The organism is endosymbiont of Ridgeia piscesae (genome assembly GCF_001443665.1).
Classification (GTDB): domain Bacteria; phylum Pseudomonadota; class Gammaproteobacteria; order Chromatiales; family Chromatiaceae; genus Endoriftia; species Endoriftia persephonae.
Genome location: NZ_KQ557127.1, coordinates 69,825 through 92,967 on the forward strand (window position 1 = coordinate 69,825; position 23,143 = coordinate 92,967).

A 23,143-nucleotide genomic window follows, 5' to 3' on the forward strand; every position below is an offset into this window, starting at 1 on the left:
AGAGTGCATCGAGTAGAGGGACGCATGCCGCGACTGACAAAAAAAGTATTTGCCGACCTGGCCATCTGGATGCTCGGTTTCGGCATCGTCGTTGGCATCATATTTCCGTTTCTGCTGCTGATGCTGGAGTTTCCCGAGGCCGAGGTGATTCGCCCCGGTTTTTTCGCCATCACCCTGGCGGCTGGGGTGCTGCTGGCCATGGTCAACTATCTGCTGGTCTATAGTGTGGTTCAGCCGCGCTTGAATCTGTTGGTGGAGCATATGCAGTCCACCGAAGGGATGATCCACAATGCGATGCGACAGCAAAGCTGGGGCCACTGCGATGCCAAGAGTTGTTTTGTTCCCCAGGATTCTGACGATGAGATCGGCGCGACGGTCGCCGCCTTCAATCAGCTGGTCGCGGAGCTGATGCGTTCGCGCAAGCTGGACAACGCGGCCAGTGAGTTCTCCCATGCCCTCTCTTCAAAGCTGGATCTGGACGAACTCAATCAACACGCCCTTGATCTGTTGATCGAGCATACCGAAGCTGCGGCTGGTGCGGTATTTGTGGAGATGCAGGGCGAACTGCAGGTCGCGGCGAACCGCGGATTGGAGCGGGTGGAGTCGATCGCACAGAGCAATCATCTGCTGAACGCATTGAACAGCGGTGAGATCCGGCACAACTGGATCTGCCGAAAGAGGTGATGGTCGAAGGGGTATTGACCAGCTTTCGACCGAGTCAGATCCTGTTGACCCCGGTCAGTTTCAAGCAGCAGAGTCAGGGGGTGGTAGTGCTGGCCACAGGTACGGCCTTTCCCCGGGATGCCCTATGGTTATTGGAACTGGTCCGGCAGGGCTACGGTCTGGCCCTGAATAATGCCCTTACCCACAGCCAATTGCAGCATATCGCTGCCATCGATCCATTAACCGATGTCTACAATCGCCGCTTCGGCCTGGCGCGTCTGCATGAAGAGTTTGGGCGAAGCCGACGCTCTGGCAGTCCGTTCGGGCTCTGTATTTTTGATATCGACCACTTCAAATCGGTAAACGATACTTATGGCCACTTGAGCGGAGACAAGGTGTTGACCGGTGTGGCGGAACAGGCACGTGAAGCGCTGCGCAGCGAAGATATCCTGATCCGTTATGGCGGTGAGGAGTTTCTCATGGTGTTGCCGGGCGCTGCGACATCCCAGGTGGCAGAAGTGGGGGAGCGCATCCGCAAACGGATCGAGGAGATGCGGGTGGAAAACAACGGCACCTCGCTGAGCGTCACTGTCAGTGTTGGTTGCAGCGCCTATCCCGACGATCAGGTAGAGGATGAGCAGACCCTGATCGGCCACGCAGACGAGGCGCTCTATCAGGCAAAAGCGGGGGGGCGCAACCGGGTAGTGCGTTATCGCCCCGCCACATCCTCAGAATAGGTGGCTGCCCGGGCGCTTTGGTGTCAAATATTTGCTCGGTCACGTCAGGCTAACCTCGCAGGGAGAAGAAGAGCAGGTGCGGATGCTCTCGACTGCATACTCACCGCCAACTCACTTACTACCTACTTAGCGGGTAGTTTGATGAAGGCTCATGGATGGGGCCGGCAAACCTTTCCGCCGTTTACCTCGGATAAGCCCGTGTACTAACCAGCCCTGCTAAAAGAATGATCCACAAATAACGCAAACAATACGGCTATTGTGCAAATCCAGTGACGCCACTTCAGTTCGTTGTCAGAAACGTTTATGTGCGTTTTTTGCGGACTGAATCCCTGCCTTTATCGATATCTATGCTCACCCGGACTTCTTCCATAATAATTAAGCAGGCTTCAACGACAGAGCCTTTTCGAGTCGCACCGCCTGAGGCGGTGGTTTACCCAAATTGAATGAATTGATGTCCATGGAGCCCTCAGCGGGGTGGAGTGAAAGTGCGGTTGGCCGATGAAGTGGGTTTATCCTTGCTGCAGGCTCTCGATGAAGCGGTTGGAGCGTTCGATAGAGCGGTTCATGCGTTCGAGTAGTTGGTCGATCTCCCGTTTCAGGGCGCTGAACTCACCACGCAGGGTGCCGATCGCCTGGGCGTTGAGGTTGTGTTTGAGAAACAGCACGTTGTCGCGAAAGGTGTTCAGTACCGGTTGCATCGCACGTTCCGCCTTGAGCATCGACTGCAACATGCTGGCGTAGCGTTTGCGGGTCTGCTGCAGTTTTTTCCGGCTCGCCGCCTTCATGCTCTGGTTGTTGTAGAGCCCAACTCCTCCTGCCACTCGTCGAACAGTGCATCGGCCACCGATTTGACCTTGTCAATATGCTCGGATACCGTGTCCGCCGCCGACTGGCTCTCTTCGTATTCGTCGTTGAGAGCCGCATAGGCCTGTTTGAGATCCGTATCCTTCAGTTCGATCACCGCGGCAAACTGCTCCAGGGCCGATCTGAATTGCTGCTGGGCTGTCGCGGGTTGCCTCCACCCTATCTGCCAGGATGTCGCGCTTGTGATAGCCGACCTTCTCCATGGTGTCGTAGTAGACTGTGGAGCAGCCTGTGAGCAGGAGTAGTAGAAGTGGGAGGAGTCGTGTATTGAGCATGGTGTATGGGTGTCCTGGATGGTTCTGTTTGTGAGCATTTTGCCATAGTGGACAGCCCGCTGGCATTGGTGCCGGGGGGAGGACGCTGGCTGGTGCACTCCGCCACAGGCCTAAGGCAGAAGGTAAGGCTGGCACGACACTGGGATCTCCTACGGTAGTTGCCGCGACGGCTCGGGAGGGGGGTGATGCAGAGCGGCCTCGATTTGGGGTAAGGTCAGCGCTCACAATAGGGAGGCCGGCATAGTGGTGAATCGTGACTGTTTTTGTATCCCCAGGGATGCGCTTGGGGTACTGCTGGTAACCGCCTCGAATCAGTTTAATCTCACCTATAAGCGCTGTGTCGAGCGCTGTCCGCGTGATCTCGGCTACGACGTGATCGGTTGGGATTAGCTGATGACGATGCAGTGGCAGCGGCTGCTCTCCCGCAAGCGGCTGGGTTCCAGCCAGAAACCTTCGGAGATCACCGCGCGTACCGACTTTCAGCGCGATTTTGATCGCGTCGTCTTCTCATCGGCGTTCCGCCGCATGCAGGACAAGACGCAGATCTTCCCCCTCACCAAGATCGATTATGTGCGTACCCGCCTGACCCACAGTCTAGAATCCTCCAGCGTGGGACGCTCTCTGGGTACCCTGGTAGGGGAGCAGATCATCGCCCGGCATCGCCTGGTGGCGAGCGAAGCGTCGGACTTCGGTGATATCTGTGCCGCCGCCTGCCTCGCCCACGATATCGGCAACCCGCCATTTGGGCACTCCGGGGAGGATGCGATCCGCCTCTGGGCAGAGACCTCCGCCTACGGCAGCCAACGGGTGGGGGTGCTGCGTGACAGTCAGCGCGAAGACTTTCTCAATTTTGAAGGTAACGCTCAGGGGTTTCGGGTACTCACCCGTCTGCAGAACCGCGACAACCCTGGCGGTCTACAACTCACCGCCGCCACTTTGGCGGCCTTCACAAAGTATCCGCGGGAGTCCTGCATCGGATCCGGGCGGTTTGATGGGGTCAGTGCTAAAAAACCGGGCTTTACTGCCGAGGACCGGGAGCACTTTGAGATGGTGGCGCAAAGTGTCGGGCTGATCCGGCGCGATCCGATGTTGGGCATCTGGTACCGTCATCCGCTGGCCTTCTTGGTGGAGGCTGCGGATGATATCTGCTACCGGGTGATCGATATCGAGGATGGCTATCGGGTAGGCCATCTGAGTTTTGAGAGCGCACTGGATCTCTATCTTTCTGTACTGAATCAGCCGGACAAGTTGAAACAGCGGCTCAACGGGATCATCGGTGATAAGGAGAAGATTGAGTTTTTGCGTGCCAAGGTGATTAATCAGACGATCATCGAGTGCAAGGCCTGCTTCCTCGACAATGAGGCCGATATCCTGGCGGGTCGTTTCGACCAGCCGTTGATGTCGCATATCCCACACCAGCAAGAGATGAACCAGTTGATCGAGGTGGCGCGGGAGAAACTCTATTGTGCCCGTGAGGTGGTGGAGATAGAGACAGCCGGTTTCCAGGTGATCAGTGAGCTGCTGGAGCGTTTTGTGCAGGTGCTTGATGATGTTGCTGTGCGGGGCGAACGAGCCAGTCCACGCAGCCTGATGATGATCCGTCTGATCCCGGAGCAGTTTATCGGTCTGGGGCGGCGTCCGGTGGCGGATGACTACGCCCGGTTACTCAAACTCACCGATTTTGTCGCAGGCATGACCGACTCCTATGCGGTCTCCCTCTACAAAAAGGTCACCGGCATCTCTCTGCCTGGAGGCTGAGTGGTGGTAAGCTTTTTTGCATAGTGTGAACCTGTTTTATCTTCCCGTGGGTAGCCTTGGTTTGTAGTTGACGAGTGGCAAACGGACGCTGAAAATAGCTTCCGAATAGCTGGAGCGGTGTGCAGAGAGGATAGATGTAGCGGCATCCGCGTACCCATGTAACAGTAGCCCTCACCACGCTTTTTGGATCTGTATGATGTTAAAGAGCGGTCAAGCGTAATGGGTATGGTGATCTATTCTCGTTACCCCAAGGTAATCACAAAAAGAACAATGCTCCGAATCTCATCTCATCCCATCTCCAATGCTGGCTTGATGAAGTCAGTTTATGGCGCGAACAAGAACATATTTGTCTGTGAAAAATAAGTTAACCTCAGTCGTCGTTCTCGATATCAATTTCGCCGGCTATGGTATCCTGCGCTCGCTGGCCCCCTATGGTATCCCGTTGATTGGATTCTATCCTGATGCGTCGGTTCCGGAGGCCAAGACCAGGCTGTGCAGTCGGAAGTATCACTTCAAGGATGATGAAGAGCTGTTGGCGTTGCTGACCAGTCTGCCCGAGCTGCAGAGTGAACAGCCTGTGCTGATGCTGACAGCCGATGCTCATGTCACCTTCTACGTAGAACATCGGGAGCTGCTGGATCCCCTCTATCTGATCGATATGCCGGATGCGGCGATGATCGATCTGCTGTTGGATAAAGAAAAGTTCTCGGCCTATGCGCTCGAGCACGAGATTCTGATTCCAAAGACGCTGGTGATCGACAAGACAACAGATCTGCAGCAGGTTGCCGCTAGCTACCGTTTTCCTGCGATCCTCAAGCCGAGTTCAAAGAGCTCCCTGTGGCGGGAGTCCGGCTTGGCGAAGGCATTTCATCTTGCCGATGCAGAAGAGTTCCTCTCGGTGTGCAGCATGGCTCTGTCGTATAGCGACAGCCTGATCGTGCAAGAGTGGATCGCCGGCAATGACAGCAACGTGCACTACTGTTTGGGCTATTTCGGCGAGACAGGCGATGACATTGCGCTGTTTACCGGTTATAAGCTGCGGCAGTGGCCCGTGGGTACTGGTAGTACCGCAACCACCGTGGTCGTCGATAACAAGTGGATCGAGGAGGAGACCAAAAAGATATTCAAGAAAGTAGGCTTCAAAGGCTTTGGTTCGGTAGAGTTCAAACGCCATGAGTTGGATGGACACTACTACGTGATGGAGCCGACAGCCGGTCGCCTTAATCAGCAGGAGTATGTGGCGACCTTGAATGGGGTGAATATACCGTTAGCGGCATACAACTATATAACCGGTATGGAGATCGCAGCGGAGCCGCCGAAAAAACTGCCGGTTATCTATATCGACGAAAGGGCAGAGATTGCCAGTACCTATGTCCATTTCAAAAGGAAACTACTGAGCTTCGCTGAGTGGCGGAAAAGCCTTCAAGGCAATCGAGCCTATCGTTACTGGACTCCTAAGGATCCTGCCGTCTTTTTCAGTTTTGTGCTCAAACATGTCGGGGATGTGCTGCGCAAGGTCGTCAGTTTCATCATCAGACGCTGATTAAATGTACTTCCCTGCATCTGCATACAGCAGGGGAGAGCCCGAACCTCTTCTACAAGTCTCAACTCGCTGATCCCCCCCTTTGCCAGGCTGGGATATCTGTGTCTGCATGGTTGCTTGAGACCCCCTCCCACTACCGGGCGTTATCGGTAGCAAAAAACGGCCTCCTCGGAGGCCGTATGGGCGTCATGGGCTGATCACCGATACCTACGTCACCCCAGCAATACGCGCCCCTATATGGCGCGACTGGATCGGCAGTGTGAACGCCTCAAATTCAAACTCCTGGTGGTGGGGTTGGATGCCGGTTACAACACGGCGGCGGTCTGTCACGGACTGATGGAACGGGGCATTGACGGGGTGGTGGGCCACAAGCGCCCGCACACTCCCAAGGGCCAGCTAAAACGGCGGGACTTCAGCTACGACGCCCGGCAGGATGTGTACCACGTCCCCAGGGCCAGCGGCTGCGCTATAGCACCACCAACCGGACAGGTTATCGGGAATACAAGTCTGTCCCCGTCTTTTGCAAGGATTGCCCCCTACTTGATCGATGTACCCGCAGCCAGAATACCCAGAAGGTGGTCATCCGCCATATGTGGGAAGAGGAGCGGGAGAAAATCAATCGGAACCGGCTAACGGACTAGGGCCGGCGTGAGTACGAGCAGCGTCGGGAGACGGTGGAGCGCAGCTTCGCCGATGCTAAGGCCGCTATGCCCGTTTCCGGGGTCTGGCCCGGGCGCAGGCCCAATGTCTGCTGGCTGCAGCCTGTCAGAACATGAAAAAGATCGCGCTGCTGTTGGCGCGATTTATGGCGCCACTGCCCAGTCTCTTAACGTCCAGGCTGCGCCATCGGAGGTTTTGCCTTCCGTTTGGGCTATTCGGTTGCCTTGTGCCTGTGCAGCAGCTGAATCAGCCAGCCTGATTTCTGCGTCCCTCTCAAAAACAAACCCCGGTATTTTGCCGGGGTTTGTCATCAAACTGACGGCCTCCGAGAAGGCCGTCTTGTCACTGCAAGATCAATGAAGGTTAGTAGAGATAGACCGCGCCTATATCCTCTAGAGCAGAAGTATCGACCCCTGGTGCTGGATTGATTCCGGTTGCTGCGCTGTCCTCCCAATACGCGCCGACTGCCAAGGTAGAACCATCACCGCTGATCGAGAGCCCATAGCCGAATTTATCGCTAGCGCCAGTGTTGGAGGCTTTGACATAGCTCTGACTGCTCCAACTGCTGCCGCTGCGTCCGTACACAAACACCGCGCCAGAATCTGTGCTGGTTGTGAAGTTCGGGTCGTTGACGCCCTTGCTTGACCGATCCTCCCACGGCATGCCTACCGCTAGCAGGGCGCCGTCGCTACTCAGATCCAGCGCATAGCCAAACTTGTCTTGCTGCCGGCTGGCCGTGGAGGCCTTGATATAGGCCTGTTGGGTCCAGGCTCCACCGGTGAGCGGACGGGTAAAGGTATAGGCGGCACCGGCATTGCTGGCGGCTGGATTGGGAATCGAGTCGACGCCAATGGTGTCACTATCCTCACCTGTAGCCCCCACTGCCAGAGTGTGGCTGGTGCTGTCGCTGCCCAGGGCAACCGCTGAGCCAAAGAGGTGGTCACTGCCAGCATTTGCTGCCTTGACCATCGCATCCAGGCTCCAGGTGCCAGCGGCACGAGTATAGACAAACACTGCACCTGAGTTTCCGACCGCATTAATAGTGCCGGCGGCATCGGCGTCTTCATGGATGGCGCCCACCGCCAGGATGTTGCCATCATCACTCAGAGCGATCGAGGTGCCGAACAGGTCTCCGCCGTATGTAGTGTTGCCTTTGGAGTGGTCCGATTTGATGTAGGCTTGCTGGCTCCAGGTGGTGGCGCTGCGGGTGAACACATAGGCGGCACCCGCGCTGTCTGCAGTATTGTCTGCCTCGCCGGCGTTTATTACATCGCTATCACTATCCTCCAGGGTGGCCCCCACCGCCAGAGTGTTGCCATCGGCGCTGAGTGCCAGGGATGCTCCAAACGCATCACCGGCCTCGGTATTGGATGCCTTGATGTAGGCTTGCTCACTCCAGGTAGTGCCTGAACGGGTGAAGAGATAGACGGCACCGGCATCGACTGCCAACTCATCCGCAGCGCTGCTGTCGACACTGACACCGGTAGTCCCGCTGTCCTCTTTGATGGTGCCGATCGCCAGGGTGTTGCCATCGGCACTGAGTGCCAGGGAGGTTCCGAACTCGTCGCCCGCGCCGGTGTTGGATGCCTTGATATAGGCCTGCTGGCTCCAACTGCCGGCGGAGAAGACGTAGACATAGACGGCACCGGCATCGGTGGCTGCCTCGTCCGGGGTGGAGTTGACGCCGCTGGTGGCGCTGTCCTCCAGCGGGGCGCCAACAGCCATGGTGGAGCCATCCGCGCTGATCGCCACGCTCAGGCCGAAGTTGTCGCCAAGGCCTGCATTACCGGCCTTGAAGTAGCCGATGCTGCTGATCGAGTCGATCACGCTGGTGGCCTGCTCGGCAGAGCCGCTGCAGGCGGTGTCGCCGGCGTTACAGGCCTCTACCATGTAGCGGGCATTGGCCCAATCCTGCAGATGGGTGGCAATGTCGATGGTATGGCTGGTGCCGGCGATCGCCTCTGCACCGGATACCACGCTGAAGCCGGAGGCCCCATCCGGGTTGACCATCAGACGATAGTGATCAGCACCGGCCGAGGCGTCCCAGCTGAAGCCGATCTGCTTGAAGCTGAAGCTCATGCTCACATTGATTGGTGCATCCGGGGCGGGTGCTGTCACCTGAACCGTTCGGGTCAGTTGAGTCGCGGCATTGCCGCTGGCATCGGTGACATCGTAGGTCACGCTATAGCTGCCGATGGTGTTGGTATCGACTGTATCGCCGCCGATCACTAGGCTGCCGGAGAGATCCCCATCCACCGTGTCGCTGGCGGTTGCGCCCGGTTCACTATAGGTGTCGACATTGACGGTGAGTACCATCGGGTTAGCACCGATGAGGGTGATCACCGGTATGGTGGTATCGACCACGTTGACGGTGCGGGTGGCCGTGGTGGTGTTACCAGCACTGTCGGAGACGTTGTAGGTCAAGGTGTAGCTGCCCACCACAGCGTTATTCACACTACCGGTGACCACCACATTGGCGGAGATGTCACCGTCCACATCATCGGTGGCGGTGCTGCCTGGATCGGTGAAGGGGGTGCCTCCCTCAAGGGTGAAGGGGTTGTCTCCGATCAATGCCAGGGTAGGGGGCTGGTCAGCCACTACCACCGTGCGATCGAGGGTGGAGCTGTTGCCAGCCGCATCGGTGACGCTGTAGGTCAGGGTGTAGATGCCAGCGACCGCGGTGTTGACACTACCGCTGGCCGTGATGCTGCCTGAGAGATCCCCGTCCACGTTATCGATAGCGGTTGCCCCCGGGTCACTGTAGGTCGCACCCACTGAGACGGTCTGTGGGTTGTCACCGTTGAGGGTGATGACCGGCCCGGTGAGATCTTTGACCTCGACGGTACGTGTCACTGGCGTTGCTGCATTGCCTCCAGAGTCGGAGACGTTGTAGGTCAGAGTGTAGCTGCCCAGGGTGTTGGTATCGACGGTGCCACTGACTGTGACATTGGCTGAGATATCGCCGTCGATGGCGTCACTGGCAGAGGCACCAGGGTCGGTAAAGGTGCCGCCCAAGGCCACCCCCATCGGGTTGTCGCCACTCAGCGTGATCGTTGGTGCGGTCTGATCGGTGACGTTGACGGTGCGGGTCACCGCAGTGGCGGCGTTACCAGCACTGTCGGAGACGTTGTAGGTCAGCGTATAGCTGCCCACTGCCGCGGTATTGACGCTACCGGTGGTGACGATGCTGGCGCTCAGATCGCCATCGACGGTGTCACTGGCGCTGGCGCCGGGATCAGTAAAGACTGAACCTGCAGCAACCGTCATCGGGTCGCTGCCGCTGAGGGTGATCACCGGCGCGCTCAGGTCGGCAACGGTGACCGTGCGGTTGACTGCGGTGGCTGCATTGCCTGCGGCGTCGGAGACATTGTAGGTCAAAGTGTAGTTGCCCAGTACGGCAGTGTTGACGCTGCCGCTGACAGTGATGTTGGCGGAGATGTCGCCGTCGATGTTGTCGCTGGCGCTGGCGCCTGGGTCACTATAGCTGGAACCTGCGTCGACAGTCTGTGGGTTGTCGCCGGCGAGGACGATCACCGGTGCAGTCTGGTCGGTAACACTGATGGTGCGGCTCTGAGTGCTGGTGTTGCCAGCCGCATCCGTGACCTGGTAGGTCAGGGTGTAGTCGCCGGGGGTGTTGGTGTCGACCGTGCCGCTGACGGTCACACTGCCCGAAACATCGCCATCGAAGTTGTCGTTGGCGCTGGCGCCTGGGTCGGTGAAGCTGGCGCCTACGGCTATCGTCATCGGGTTGTCACCGCTCAGGGTGATTACCGGTGCGGTGGCGGCCGAGACGTTGACGGTACGGGTCGAGGTAGCCGTGTTGCCAGCCGCATCGGTAACCGTGTAGGTGATGGTATATGTGCCGGCAGTGGTTCTGTCGACGCTGCCGCTGGTAGTGATGTTGCCGGTGATATCGCCGTCGACATTATCATTGGCGCTGGCGCCTGGGTCGCTATAGGCGGTAGTGCCAGCTTCCAGGGCGAGCGGATTGTCACCAGTGATGGTGATGACCGGGGCGGTGGTCTCGGTGACGTTGACGGTGCGAGTCTGGGTGGCGCTGTTGCCAGCCGCATCGGTAACCGTGTAGGTGAGGGTGTAGCTGCCGACGGTGGAGGTGTCGACCGTGCCGCTGACGCTGATACTGCCGGAGAGATCGCCATCGACATTATCAATGGCGGATGCGCCGGGGTCGCTGAAGGTATCACCCGCCCGGACTGAGAGCGGATTGTCGCCGCTCAGTGTGATTACTGGTGCGGCCGCGGTATTGACCGTCACGCTGCGGGTGGCGCTGGCGTTGTTGCCGGCCGCATCGGAGACGCTGTAGGTCAGGCTGTAGACACCGACAACCGCCCGGTTGACCGAGCCGCTGACAGTGATGTTGGCGCTGATATTGCCGTCCACATTATCTGTGGCGGTGGCGCCCGGATCGCTGAACGGGGTGGTGCCGGCTTCCAGCACCAGGGGGCTGCCGCCATTCAGGGCAATCACGGGGGCGGTAGTATCGACAACGTTGACCGTGCGGGTGACTGCTGTTGCTGCATTGCCGGCGGCGTCGGAAACGCTATAGCTCAGGCTGTAGCTGCCGACCAGGCTGCTGTTGACGCTGCCGCTGACCGAAATGTTGGCGCTGATGTCGCCATCCCGGTCATCATTCGCAGTGGCGCCGGGATCACTGTAGCTGGTCCCGACCGAAACTGTCTGTGGATTGGCGCCGTTCAGAGTGATCACCGGCGGGATGGTGTCGAGACCGACCACCAGGACGACGTTGACCGTGCGGGTGACTGCCGTGGCGGCATTGCCGGCGGCGTCAGCGACATTGTAGGTGAGGGTGTAGGTTCCTACCGCACTGGTGTTGACGGTGCCGGAAACCACGATACTGGAAGAGATGTCGCCATCCAGTGAGTCAGTGGCGCTGGCCCCGGGGTCGCTGTAGCTGCTACCTAGATTGATCGTCTGGGTAGCGTCGCCGGTGAGGCTGATGACCGGTGCGGTAGTATCGGCCACCACCACGGTGCGGGTCACTGCGGCGGCGTTGTTGCCGGCAGCGTCAGCGACGTTATAGGTGAGGATGTAACTACCGGGGGTGGTGGTGTCGACACTGCCGCTGAGCACGATGTTGGCGCTGATGTCGCCATCTTTGGCGTCATTGGCAGTGGCGCCCGAGTCAATGTAATTGTTGCCTGCCTCCACCGTGAGCGGCGTGGCGCCGAGCAAGGTAATAGTAGGTGGGTCGTTATCTGGGACCGTTGCTGCGGTATTGGTGGCAAGATCGTCGGTTAAGCCGAGCTCGCAGCCTGACAGCAGAGTGCTGAGCAACAGAGCCAAAGGATAGAGTGGCTTGGTGCGCTTTGTCATAAACATTAATACATCCCCCCATTTTTGTTGGCTTTTCTTGCCTCTACTGACAGGGGGGCTGAAGGATGTCGCTTATCCGTCTGATCTTAAAGACGGATTCCTTGCTCACAGAGTCCAGCTGAAACTGGATGCCTGCTCCCCTGTTGCCCGGGCAACAGCAAGAAACTAATGGCTCCATTCTCTTGCTTCCTATGGGGTGATCAATATCGTGGACGAGGACTGCTGGGGGGAGTGTGACTTCTGTCACGCAACATTTGGCACTGGTGTGTGTTTTGTGAGGAACCTCAATCCTTAAACATAAATAGATGATTTGAAGGGGGAATTAAGTTAAGACTTTACTTCGTCTGTGCGCAAATGACGCACTCTTATCAGTGCTGTATTCCACATTGAGTTGCTGCTATAGGGAAGACTTGCAATTATTATCCCAATAAAAACAAAAAGATAACACGTGTATCTAATCTGTCTCTGATCTTATCTACTAGCAGTTTTTTGCATCAATAGGATGCACGTAAATGGCTACTAATCGCTCCGCTTGCGGGAGAGTTCGACCTGAAGTGGGCGGTTGGTATCGAGATGAATGTCTCTTTGCGGAAAGGCGATATTAATCCCGGCCTGGGTGAGTTTGTGGTTGATCGCCTTGTGCAGGGCGCTCATGGTGCAGACCCGGTTCTCCATCGATCCCAGATAGGCGCGCAGCATCAGCGTCAATGCGTTATCGCCAAAGCTTTCGAAGGTACAGAAAGGTTTGGGATCGTTTAATACATCCTCGTTCTCTTGTGCGGCTTCGGTCATCAAGGCCATGGCACGATCCACATCGGAACCGTAAGCGACCCCGAGCGTGATGATAATTCGGTTGATCTTATCGCTGAGGGTCCAGTTGATCAGACGCCCGGTGATGAACTCCTTGTTGGGGACCAGGAACTCTTGCTTGTCGTAGTTGGTGATAGTGGTGGCGCGGATGCGGATGCGCGAGACCACACCGGTGGTCTCGTCGATGGTCACTACATCGCCGACACGGATCGGCCGCTCAAACAACAGGATGATGCCGCTAATGAAATTGGCGACGATTTCCTGCAGGCCAAAACCGAGGCCGACACCCATTGCGGCCACCAGCCACTGGATGCTCGACCACTGCAGGCCGATGGTGCTGAAGGCAGAGAAGATACCGATGCCGGCGATGGTGTACTGGGAGAGTGCGGTGATCGCATAGCGGGCACCCGGATCGAGGGGCAGCCGCTGCAGCAGGGTGATCTCCAGTACGCCAGGCAGGTTCTTCGCCGCCATCACCGTGATCACCAGGATGATCAAGCCGATCACCAGATCTCCCAGGGTGACCGGTACCTCTTTACTGATGCCGTCGATCAGACGGCTGGCCTGAAACGGCAGCTCCACCGAGTCGAGAAAGTTGAGCGCCGGCAGCAGCTCGCTCCATATAATTAGTGTGCCGATCACCGCACCGAAGAGAAAACCTGCCCGCAGCAGCCGCTTTGCCTGCTCCCCCAGCTGATCGAAATCGACCTCCGGGATCTCCAGTGAGATCAGTGGACTCTCCTCTTCCTCATCATTCCGCTCCCGCTGGCTGCGCAGTTCCTCGCGGCGGCGCAGCGCATCCTCGAAGCGCAGCCGACGTTCGGCGATGTAGAGCGAGCGCAACAGCAACTCTTTGAGGATAAACAGGCCGAGGAAGAACCAGAAGGTCATCTCCAGTCGCGCCGCCAGATGCACCGCGGTGTAATGGTAGCCGCTGGCGGAGAGCAGCAGCAACGCCAGCGGCAGCAGCAGGAAGAGCGGAAACCAGAGGAAGTGGAGCTGTGCCAGCAGGCTCTCATTGTTGTTCAGATTGCTGATGAGCGGGCTGTTGCGGCTCAGGCTGTGAAAGACAAAAGCGGAAGCACTCAGCATCAGCAGCAGGAAGGCAATCTGGCTTAGCTCCTGGGCCGGTTGTGAGGGATTAGTTCGGACACTCAGCTCAACCAGAAAAATCAGCGGCAGGATGAGCGGTACAAGCCAGCGGAGCTCGCTGACCAGGGCGCTGCGCACGCCCGGATTCCATCGCAGATGCCGGTCACCCAGGCCATCGGTGAGGCAGATCTGTCTGAGCAGGTTCAGCCCGCCCAAGGTCAGCCCTGCCTGGATCATTCCATTTGCCAGCGACAGGGTGAAGGGCGAGGCGGTAGTGAGGTGGGAGAGGAGCCAGCCGCCACCGACCATCAGCAACGTCGGTCCGCCAACGATCAGCAGGGTCAGCGCAATGGCTTGCAGTGTAAGGTGGAAGGCGTCAGTGCGGATCTTGCGGGTCTTGGCGGCCAGCAGTGGCAGTTGCCGCTGCGCACTGCGCCGGTAGATCAGCAACAGCAGGCTACTGGCCAGCAACAGCAGCAGCCTGCCCGGTTGTTGTTGCCAGAGTTCTTGCAGATCCCGGCTCAGTTCGAGCCAGTGGCTTGGGGCGAGCGGCCATAGCAGCGCATGAGCGAGTCTCTCCACCTCGAATAGATTGCCGAGTCGGGTGCTGGGGATCCACAGCAGCTGATCGTCGATATAATCGACAAATGCCCGGGCGACATCGACCTGCTGCCGCTCCGCCAGGTCGAGGGTGGTGAGCTGGCCGATGTAGCGGCCATATATGGTCTGCAGTCTGTTCAGCGCGTCGCGCCGGTTCTGGATCAGGGTGTAGAGTTGTTTGCGGAAGCGTTTCTGCTGGGCGGGAGAGAGATCCTGCTGCACTCCCTGCAGCATTACTGTCACCAGCTCTTCAACGTCGCTGCGCTCTCTCAGCAGTTCGTCAATCTCGATCTGGCGATCGGTGGCGCGATTGATCTCCTCGCCGCGACTGGCAGAGGTACGGCGATAACTCTGGAATGAAGGCAGGGCATCCTGGCGGCGGCGCAGCATCTTGCCGATCGCCTTGCTTGAGCCGACCACATCGACCCGCTGGCGGGTCCGCTCATAATCGTTCCTGATCTCGTCCAGGCTGCGCTGCGTCCGTTCGAGTTGCTCCGAGACCGATTTCTCCTTCTGGATCAGTGCCTCCAGCTCCTGATGATAGCGTGCATTCTCCTGGGCTATGGTCTGGATCTCAGGTGGCAGTTCGGCGCTCTTCTCGCGCAGCGCCTCGGCCTCCTGGAGCGCCTCGCGGGCGCTATTTTCGCGCAGCTCATAGGCGCTTTGTTTGAGGCGATCAAGTCTGTCCTGACGCAACGCGACGGTGGCCAGCAGCAGATCTCTCTGCACCTGGGCGAGGTTGGTGAGCAGGTTCAGGTTGCCGAGCTGCAGCTGTAGTGAACTGACTTCGGTCTGACGGATCTGCTTGCGTGCATTCAGTGCGGCAATCCGTGCCTCGGTCAGTGCGGCGGGTTCATCGCTGGCCGGCACCCTAAGATCCTCCTCGATCTCGGCAATCGAGTTGTTGCTGGTGACTATCTCTTCACTGATCCCCTTGGCGCCGACCAGCAGGCGCGCCAGCTCCTCCTCCTGTTGTCTCAGCTCTTCGCGCTTCTGGTTGAGAGTCTGCTGCTCCTGACTGATCGCAAAGTCGAGTTGCTCCAGATTGGCGCGGCGGGTGATGGAGCGGACCGAGGGAGTGTTCTGCAGCGGATGCGACAGCTGCGCCCGAGTCTTTTTGATCAGTTTTGGGGCCTGCTGAACCCGTTGTTCCAGCTGTTTGAGATCGGCCTTGGCCCGAGCTCCCGCCTGAAGCCATTTTACAGTCTGGCTGTAGAATTCCTGGATCCGTTGTTTGATTCCTTCTGACAGGCTGGGGTCAGACTCGGCGGCCTGGCGGGCGGACTCAAGCCGTTCTGGCAGAGTGAAACCGTTCTGCTCGAGGCTGGCGGCCCAGAGCGGTGCCATGGCGCTCCCCGTGAGCAGCAGGAACAGGCCTATCAGGCTGAATAGAAGGTGTCTCGTCTGGCGCATCTTCAGGCGATTATTAGGGTCGTGTTGGTGGCATCAATGTGGGGAAGGCCCCCCATCCAGTGGTCTTCGCTGAGCATTGTCAAGATATAGCTGCGAGCCGGGGAAAGGTTTCTGTTGATCGGATCGATCATAACCCAGATCGTCCGGCCATGGTTGAGGCAGCGATGATCCTGTGATTCGAAGCCAGGGGGGCTCAGTATCCTCTGTAGGGCTGGCCAGATGAACGTTTCAATTGGTGTGGAGGATTAGGGAGCCTCTGATTATTCGGCGGAGGAGATGAAGCATGGGCATTTCTTATCAATCAACACCCTTACCTGTATCTATTGAATCAGCCGAATAAATTCTGGCCAGTCAACGGCTGGAGGATGGTAGTAGCCAGAGACAATGGGGGAAAGAAGATAGGAAGTAAATGTCTATGTTTTCGAGAGGTCAATAATTATGCCTGAATTTTATTAAATGTCTTCTGATTTTATCTTCTTACCTCTGCTTTGCGTGAACTGAGTCACGAGCCGAAATTCTTTACAGTTGCAGGTCTTGATCATCATCAAGAAAGAAAGAGAATTAATTTCACGAAAAGAACATCGGCTTCGATCGAAACTGAAAACAAGGAAGAATAAATGGCGTTGCGAATCCTGTGTAGGCAAAAAACAAAAGGAATAGTTTCCCTAATTTTATTGCTACTTGTTTCGTTTGACCTCCATGCCACCACCATGGCGGCGATGACAGGCCCTTTGGGACCTGGACTGACCTATACTGACAGTTCCACGCCGGTCATCGTCAAGGCCGCCCAGGGGCAGCAGCCCAATACCATGATCTACATGCCACCGGGCAGCATTGCACGTGGCAGCAAGTTCGGGAAGTTTGCCTACGAACACGGCTTCATTTGTGTCGGTCCTCCGGTTGACGGGCCAAGGCAGTTCCACTCCTGCCTGAACGATGCTGGCCTCACCTGGAATACCCAAAACGCTGGTGGCACCGGCGGCCCGGACGACCGTGAGGTGCGTGAGCACGCCGTTGCTCTGGGCTCCGACTTCGAGGAGATGGCGGAGCTGATCGCACCGGAGGCGATCCCCAACACCGTGTTGGTAACCGGACCTTCCCGCAACGGCGGGATGCGCACCGCCTATATCCGCAGCAACGGTATCAATGAGTTGGGTCCGGACGATCCCTTCTACCTGGTGGGTTTTAAGGAGATCGGCTTCTGGAGCGAGGCCCGGAATATGGACAACTGGAGTCGCGGTGATCCGAATCTGTTCGAGATCCGCGACCTCGCCTACATCTGGCACATGCACAATCCGACCTCGATCTGGGGCAGTATGACGGTGCCTAACTACCGGCTGATCTGGATCACTGTCGGCCCGAGTAACTACGGGCCGTTCATCCCGTTCAGCATTGATGATCCCTACATCCATGAAGCCTTTCAGGATGGCAGCTACGAAAAATCGATCATCAGCAACCCCTACAGCCATGCCGAAATCGCGGCCATCGAAGACGCGATCATGGCCGCCGATGGCAATGTCAAAGGTGACATCCGGGAGATCCAGCGGCGCATCGTGGAGCGACTGGAGATCACCCCATCCGGTGTTGGTGTCACCACCAACAGTTTGCCCGATGGGGATACCAGTCAGCCCTACAGCACCACACTCACCGCCTATGGTCAGGCGGTCCCTTTTACCTGGCGTCTACTCTCCGGCACCCTGCCGAATGGTCTGACACTCTCAGCATCTGGCGTGATCAGTGGCACCCCGACCGGTAATGAGTCGCAAAGTTTTACTGTTGAAGTCAGCGATGCGGATGGCAACAAGGCCACCAAAAGTCTGACTATCAGCGTCATCGATAGTGCCTCGATCCTCTTCGATGCTGATTTCGACAGCGATGAGGATGGTTTCAGCTATCTCGATGATGGGTTCCGTGGCACCAGCCAAGCCAGATATGCGAGCGGATCACGGCAGCCCTCGGCAGGGTTTGCCGGCAGTGGTGCGCTGGAAGTCCAACTCGGTGGCATCGATGCAGACGACATCTTCGGCATGTCGGGTGGCTGGCAGCGCAGTTTTACCCTGAGCGCACCTACCGAAGTTGAACTGAACTTCAGATACCGTCTTGATCACGCTGCCTTTTATGAGAGTGATGAACTGAGCCAGGTGCTGTTCAGCCTCGACAACGTACTGTTTGGAGTCAGCCCCAACGACTATGTCGCTGAGATCGTCGGCGATGGCAATGGTGGCTCGATCCAGACCACCAACTGGCAGACCTTCCAGATCAACCTCGGTACCCTGGCCGCGGGCGAACACACCCTGATGATAGGTGCTTACAACAACAAAAAGACTGCCGCCAATGAGACTACCAGCGTCTATGTGGATGACCTACTGCTGCGTGTGGTCGGCGAGATCAATCAGGTTCCCAGTGCCGTGGCGGTGGCTGACACCCAGCTTGGTGCAGCGCCACTGACTGTCAGTTTCACCGGCAGCAACTCATCCGACTCCGATGGCAGCATCGCCTCCTACGCCTGGGACTTCGGGGATGGCAACAACTCAGGTTCGGCTGATCCAAGCCATACCTACACATCACAGGGTGTCTACACAGCTACCCTGACGGTGACCGACGATGGTGGTGCCAGCAATAGTGCCAGTCTCACCATCACTGTCACCGAGACCCCCGACACAGAGGCCCCAAGTGTGCCCGAAGGGCTGATTGTCAGCGCCGAAGGCACTGACAAGATCAACCTCAGCTGGCAGCCTGCCAGCGATAATGTGGCGGTGACCGGCTATCGCATCTTTCGCGATGGGAATGAGCTTGCCACCACCAGCGAGACGAGTTATCAGGATAGTGGCCTGAGCGCGTCGACCAGTTACGAATACCGGGTCAGTGCATTTGATAACTGGGAGAATGAGAGCGACCCTAGCGATAGCGACTCAGCCACCACCGGCGCCGCGCCGGTGATGACCAGCCTGACCCTGGACCCCAGCTTTCTCCGACTGGAGATCGGCGGCACTCGCCAGTTCGATGCGGTTGGATTGGATCAGTATGGCAACCCCATCACCGCCAGCCAGGTCTGGTCGGTGGATGGCGGCGGAAGCCTCACCGACGGTGGCTACTTCCGGGCTGATACGGTTGGCGGTCCCTATACTGTGACGGTCGAGACTGGCGGCCTGACGGCCACCGCTACAGTTGTCGTCGCCCCCACATCGAATCTGATCGAAACCTACTTCAGCAGTGGTACCGAAGGTTTCATCTATCGTGATGATAGCTTCCGTGGCACCAGTGCACCGGGCTATGCTGACGGCTTCTGGCAGTCAGAGGGTGGCCATACGGGAGGGGCCCTGGAGGTGCTGCTGGGCGGCATCGATGGCAAGGATATCCCCGGCATGTCGGGCGGATGGGAGCGTGAGTTCAACCTCAGCGGTCCCACCGAGCTGATCTTGTCGTTCCGCTACCTGGTCAGCCAAACACCGCACTATGAGTCCCACGAATACAGCGAGCTGTTGCTCAGCCTCGACGGTGAACTGGTAGGTGAGAACGCCGGTATTCGGGTGTACGGCAACGGCAATGGTGGTCCCGATGAGACCACCGGCTGGCAGAGCCTCGAGATCAACCTCGGCACTTTGGCCATCGGCAGTCATACACTAACCATCGGTGGCTACAATAATCTGAAAACCGCTACTAACGAGAGCACCCGGATCCTGATCGACGATCTGTTGATGCGTGCCTCGGGCGTGCTCAATATCGCCCCTAATGCAGTTGCAACGGTGGATCAGAACAGCGGTGTGGTGTCGTTTAGCGCCAACTTCACCGGCAGCAACTCCAGCGATCCCGATGGCGTGATCGCCGCCTGGAGCTGGGATTTCGGCGACGGCAGCAGCTCCAGCGAGGCCGACCCAAGCCACAGCTACACCGCCGCTGGCAGCTACACCGCAACCCTGACCGTCACCGATGATGTGGGTGCGACCGATTCGGCGAGTGTCGTGATCACGGTGGCGGATCTGCCCGACACCAGCGCGCCCTCTATACCACAGAGCCTACTGGCGAACGCCACTGGCGCCACGACTATCGATCTCAGCTGGCAGGCTGCGAGCGACAATGTCGCAGTGACTGGTTACCGTATCTTCCGCGACGGCAGTGAGATTGCTACCACCACGGCGACCAGTTTTCAGGATAGCGGTCTGGGTGCTTCCACCAGCTACTCCTACGCGGTCAGTGCCTATGACGCGGCTGGCAACGAGAGTGGTCGCAGCAGCGCAGACTCTGCCACCACCCTGGATGCAGCGGTGCTGAGCAGCCTCAACCTGACTCCATCTGCGGCCCAGGTTGAGGTCGGTGGTAGCCAGCAGTTCACCGCCACTGGCGAGGATCAGTACGGCAATCCGATCTTGGTTGCACCGGTCTGGTCGGTAAGCGGAGGAGGGAGCATCAGCCAGAGCGGCCTGTTCAGTGCTACTAGTGTCGGCGGTCCGTTTACCATCACCGCCGTGAATGGCGCACTCTCTGCCACCGCCTCGGTCAGTGTGGCACTGCCATCTAACATCATCGATACCCACTTTGATGGCGATGCCAGCGGCTTCAGCTATCTGGATGATGCCTTCCGCGGTACCACCCAGCCTGGCTATGCCGATGGCAGCTGGAGCGCCGATCAGGGCTTCTCCGGGGGCGCGCTCCAGGTCATCCTGGGGGGGATCGATAGCAGGGACATCGTTGGCATGTCCGATGGTTGGCAGCGCAACTTCAGCCTGGGGGTACCCACTGAACTGGTGCTCTCCTTCCGCTATCAGTTGAGCCAGAGTCCACACTACGAATCGAACGAACAGAGCCAGATGCTGCTCAGCATCGACGGTGTGCTGGTCGGCCTGTCAAGCGACGACTTCATTGCCCAGATCGCCGGCAACGGCAATGGCGGTCCCGATGAGACTACCGGCTGGCAGAGCGTCGAGATCAACCTCGGCAGCCTGCCTACGGGTGAGCACAGCCTGATAATTGGTGGCCACAATAATCTAAAAACCTCCGCCAACGAGAGCACCCGGATTCTGATTGACGATCTGCAGCTGCGCTCCGCCGGCGTGATAAACCTGGTGCCCAACGCTGTGGCCAGGGTCATCGAAAGCACTGGTGTGGTGCCGTTCACCGCGGTCTTTGATGCCAACGGCTCAAACGATCCGAATGGCAGCATCGTCGATTACAGTTGGGATTTTGGGGACGGCAACAGCGCTACTGGCGCCACGCCCAGCCACATCTACACCTCGGCAGGAACCTACACGGTTACCCTGACGGTGACCGACGATGGCGGGGCGACCGCCAGTGACAGTCTCAGTATTGAGGTCAGTGAGACGCTGGATGAGGAGGCGCCCAGTGTGCCGCAGAGCCTGAGCGCAACCTCGGTCGATTCAACCAGCATCAACCTTGCTTGGCAGTCATCGACGGATAACGTCGCGGTGACCGGCTATCGCATCTTCCGTGATGGGACGGAGATCGCCACCAGCGAATCTCCAAGCTTCCAGGACAACGGCCTTGATTCAGCCACCGCCTACAGCTACCAGGTCAGCGCCTTTGATGCCTGGGGCAACGAGAGCGAGCGCAGCGATGCGACATCGGCCACCACCGGTGAGGCGCCGCTGCTGACATCCATGTCAGTCAACCCAACGGGTGTGACGATTGGTGTTGGCAATTCGCTGCAGTTCACCATCGACAGCCAGGATCAGTTCGGCAACCCAATCGAGGTCACCCCGGTCTGGAGCATCAACGCCGGTGGCAGCATCTCCGAGACCGGCCTGTTTACCGCGGTCAGCGTGGGCGGACCCTTTACGGTGCGGGCTGAGGCGGATGGGATCGTCGCCACGGCAACGGTCAGCGTGAACCAGTCACTGCCGCTGTTCCAGGAGGGCTTCGACAGCGGCGCCAACGGTTTTGTCTACCTGGATGATGCCTTCCGCGGCACCACTCAGCCCGACTACGCAGATGGTCGCTGGCAGGCCAATGGCGGCTTCTCTGGCGCTGGGCTGGAGGTGATCCTGGGTGGCATCGACACCATCGACACCTTCGGCCAGTCAGGTGGCTGGCAGCACAATTTTAACTTGGCTGAACCGGCCGAGGTCAGCCTGTCATTCCGCTATAACCTGAGTCAGTCACCCCACTATGAGGCGAATGAGCAGAGCCAGATGCTGGTCAGCCTGGATGGGGTGCTGTTTGGCTTGGATCCCAACGACTACATCGCGCAACTTGCAGGTAACGGCAACGGTGGCCAGGACGAGACGACTGGTTGGCAACTGTTTGAGGTCAACTTTGGGACTCTCCCGGCAGGTGATCACTCGATAGTTATCGGCGGTTTCAATAACCAGAAAACTGCGGCCAATGAGATCACCACGGCACAGATCGATGATGTGGAACTGATGGCGACAGGTTCACCCGTACCTTCAGACACCATCTCGCCAGTGATCACCCTATTGGGCGCCAATCCGCTCAGTTTTGAGGTAGGCTCTGGCTTTACTGATCCGGGTGCCACTGCAGTCGATGATTTCGACGGCGATCTGACGGCCAGCATTCAGGTGAGCGGCAGCGTGGACCCGGCCACTGCGGGCAGCTATACGCTGACCTACAGTGCTACCGACGCCGCTGGTAACAGCGCCACAGCGACCCGCACCGTCACGGTGGCAGCTGCCTCCGATCCGGTAATCACTCTGCTGGGCGCGAATCCGCTCAGCCTTGAGGCGGGCAGCAGCTTCACCGACCCCGGTGCCACGGCCAGTGACGCCTTCGACGGCGACCTGACGGCCAGCATTCAGGTGAGCGGCAGCGTGGACTCGGCCACTGCGGGTAGCTATACGCTGACCTACAGTGCTACCGACGCCGCTGGTAACAGCGCCACAGCGACCCGCATCGTCACGGTGGCAGCTGCCTCCGATCCGGTAATCACTCTGCTGGGCGCGAATCCGCTCAGCCTTGAGGCGGGCAGTAGCTTTACCGACCCCGGTGCCACGGCCAGTGACACCTTCGACGGTGACCTGACGGCCAGCATTCAGGTGAGCGGCAGCGTGGACTCGGCCACTGCGGGTAGCTATACGCTGACCTACAGCGTCACCGACGCAGCGGGGCATATTGCCAGTGTCGTGCGGCAGGTTAAGGTTGTCGCGCTGGGTCCAGTTGATACCGATGGCGATGGTATTCCCGATAGTGAGGATCTGGACGATGACAACGACGGGATGACTGACCTATGGGAACTCCAATATGGTCTGGATCCATTGTATGCCGCAGATGCTGGTCTCGATGCGGATGGCGATGGCTTCTATAACCTGAGCGAGTTCTATGCCGCAACCAGCCCGCTGGATGCCAATGCGTTTCCGGGCCAAGGGAGTGCCGGCAAGACATTGTTGGGCGTCTACCACGGC

9 protein-coding genes and 2 pseudogenes are annotated in these 23,143 nt (G+C 58.3%); 8 read left to right on the forward strand and 3 right to left on the reverse strand.

The window, feature by feature from the left end; all coding sequences use genetic code 11:
- The first annotated feature begins 24 nt into the window (after window positions 1-24).
- Both Ga0074115_RS16705 and Ga0074115_RS16710 read left to right on the forward strand, forming a co-directional pair.
- On the forward strand, window positions 25-684 hold the full coding sequence (locus tag Ga0074115_RS16705) for a hypothetical protein (RefSeq protein WP_232432979.1): 660 nt from the start codon (window positions 25-27) through the stop codon (window positions 682-684).
- Window positions 684-1,400, forward strand: a complete 717-nt coding sequence (locus Ga0074115_RS16710; protein ID WP_232432980.1) for a GGDEF domain-containing protein — start codon at window positions 684-686, stop codon at window positions 1,398-1,400. The genes Ga0074115_RS16705 and Ga0074115_RS16710 overlap by 1 nt, the downstream gene beginning before the upstream one ends.
- Window positions 1,401-1,909: 509 nt before the next feature.
- On the opposite strand, the pseudogene Ga0074115_RS08100 reads toward Ga0074115_RS16710, so the two are convergent.
- A pseudogene (locus Ga0074115_RS08100) lies at window positions 1,910-2,539 on the reverse strand (DUF2959 domain-containing protein).
- A gap of 246 nt (window positions 2,540-2,785) precedes the next feature.
- Here Ga0074115_RS08100 and Ga0074115_RS08105 point away from each other — a divergent pair.
- The 5 genes and pseudogenes from Ga0074115_RS08105 (at window position 2,786) to Ga0074115_RS16235 (ending at window position 6,860) form a co-directional block, all read left to right on the forward strand.
- Entirely contained in the window at window positions 2,786-2,929 is a 144-nt protein-coding gene (locus Ga0074115_RS08105; RefSeq protein ID WP_232432981.1) for a diguanylate cyclase, read from the forward strand.
- Window positions 2,930-2,938: 9 nt separating this feature from the next.
- Complete coding sequence (gene dgt / locus Ga0074115_RS08110) at window positions 2,939-4,297, forward strand: dGTP triphosphohydrolase (protein WP_082626781.1); 1,359 nt, start codon at window positions 2,939-2,941, stop codon at window positions 4,295-4,297.
- A gap of 352 nt (window positions 4,298-4,649) precedes the next feature.
- Window positions 4,650-5,840 carry a carboxylate--amine ligase gene (locus Ga0074115_RS08115; protein ID WP_232432982.1) on the forward strand — a complete coding sequence of 397 codons (1,191 nt, stop codon included), beginning with the start codon at window positions 4,650-4,652 and terminating at the stop codon, window positions 5,838-5,840.
- A 458-nt stretch (window positions 5,841-6,298) separates the two neighbouring features.
- Window positions 6,299-6,481, forward strand: a pseudogene (locus Ga0074115_RS17250) (transposase); the annotation flags it as partial.
- A 103-nt stretch (window positions 6,482-6,584) separates the two neighbouring features.
- Complete coding sequence (locus tag Ga0074115_RS16235) at window positions 6,585-6,860, forward strand: hypothetical protein (RefSeq protein ID WP_157292705.1); 276 nt, start codon at window positions 6,585-6,587, stop codon at window positions 6,858-6,860.
- Between the two features lie 3 nt (window positions 6,861-6,863).
- Here the strand turns inward: Ga0074115_RS16235 and Ga0074115_RS08120 are convergent, their stop codons facing one another.
- Complete coding sequence (locus Ga0074115_RS08120; RefSeq protein WP_060528399.1) at window positions 6,864-11,861, reverse strand: beta strand repeat-containing protein; 4,998 nt, start codon at window positions 11,859-11,861, stop codon at window positions 6,864-6,866.
- A gap of 513 nt (window positions 11,862-12,374) precedes the next feature.
- Window positions 12,375-15,704 (reverse strand): mechanosensitive ion channel domain-containing protein, encoded by a 3,330-nt coding sequence (locus Ga0074115_RS08125; protein WP_232432983.1) that lies wholly within the window; start codon window positions 15,702-15,704, stop codon window positions 12,375-12,377.
- Between the two features lie 785 nt (window positions 15,705-16,489).
- On the opposite strand from Ga0074115_RS08125, the gene Ga0074115_RS08130 reads away from it, so the two are divergent.
- A partial coding sequence (locus Ga0074115_RS08130; RefSeq protein WP_198295056.1) for an immunoglobulin-like domain-containing protein occupies window positions 16,490-23,143 on the forward strand: 6,654 nt, incomplete at its 3' end.

Excerpts from the sequence above, each read along its gene's own strand:
- Ga0074115_RS16705 (WP_232432979.1), top strand. The coding sequence starts at position 25 with ATGCCGCGACTGACAAAAAAAGTATTTGCCGACCTGGCCATCTGGATG.
- Ga0074115_RS16710 (WP_232432980.1), top strand. The coding sequence starts at position 684 with ATGGTCGAAGGGGTATTGACCAGCTTTCGACCGAGTCAGATCCTGTTG.
- dgt (WP_082626781.1), top strand. The coding sequence starts at position 2,939 with ATGCAGTGGCAGCGGCTGCTCTCCCGCAAGCGGCTGGGTTCCAGCCAG.
- Ga0074115_RS16235 (WP_157292705.1), top strand. The coding sequence starts at position 6,585 with ATGTCTGCTGGCTGCAGCCTGTCAGAACATGAAAAAGATCGCGCTGCT.
- Ga0074115_RS08120 (WP_060528399.1), bottom strand. The coding sequence starts at position 11,861 with ATGTTTATGACAAAGCGCACCAAGCCACTCTATCCTTTGGCTCTGTTG.
- Ga0074115_RS08125 (WP_232432983.1), bottom strand. The coding sequence starts at position 15,704 with ATGGCACCGCTCTGGGCCGCCAGCCTCGAGCAGAACGGTTTCACTCTG.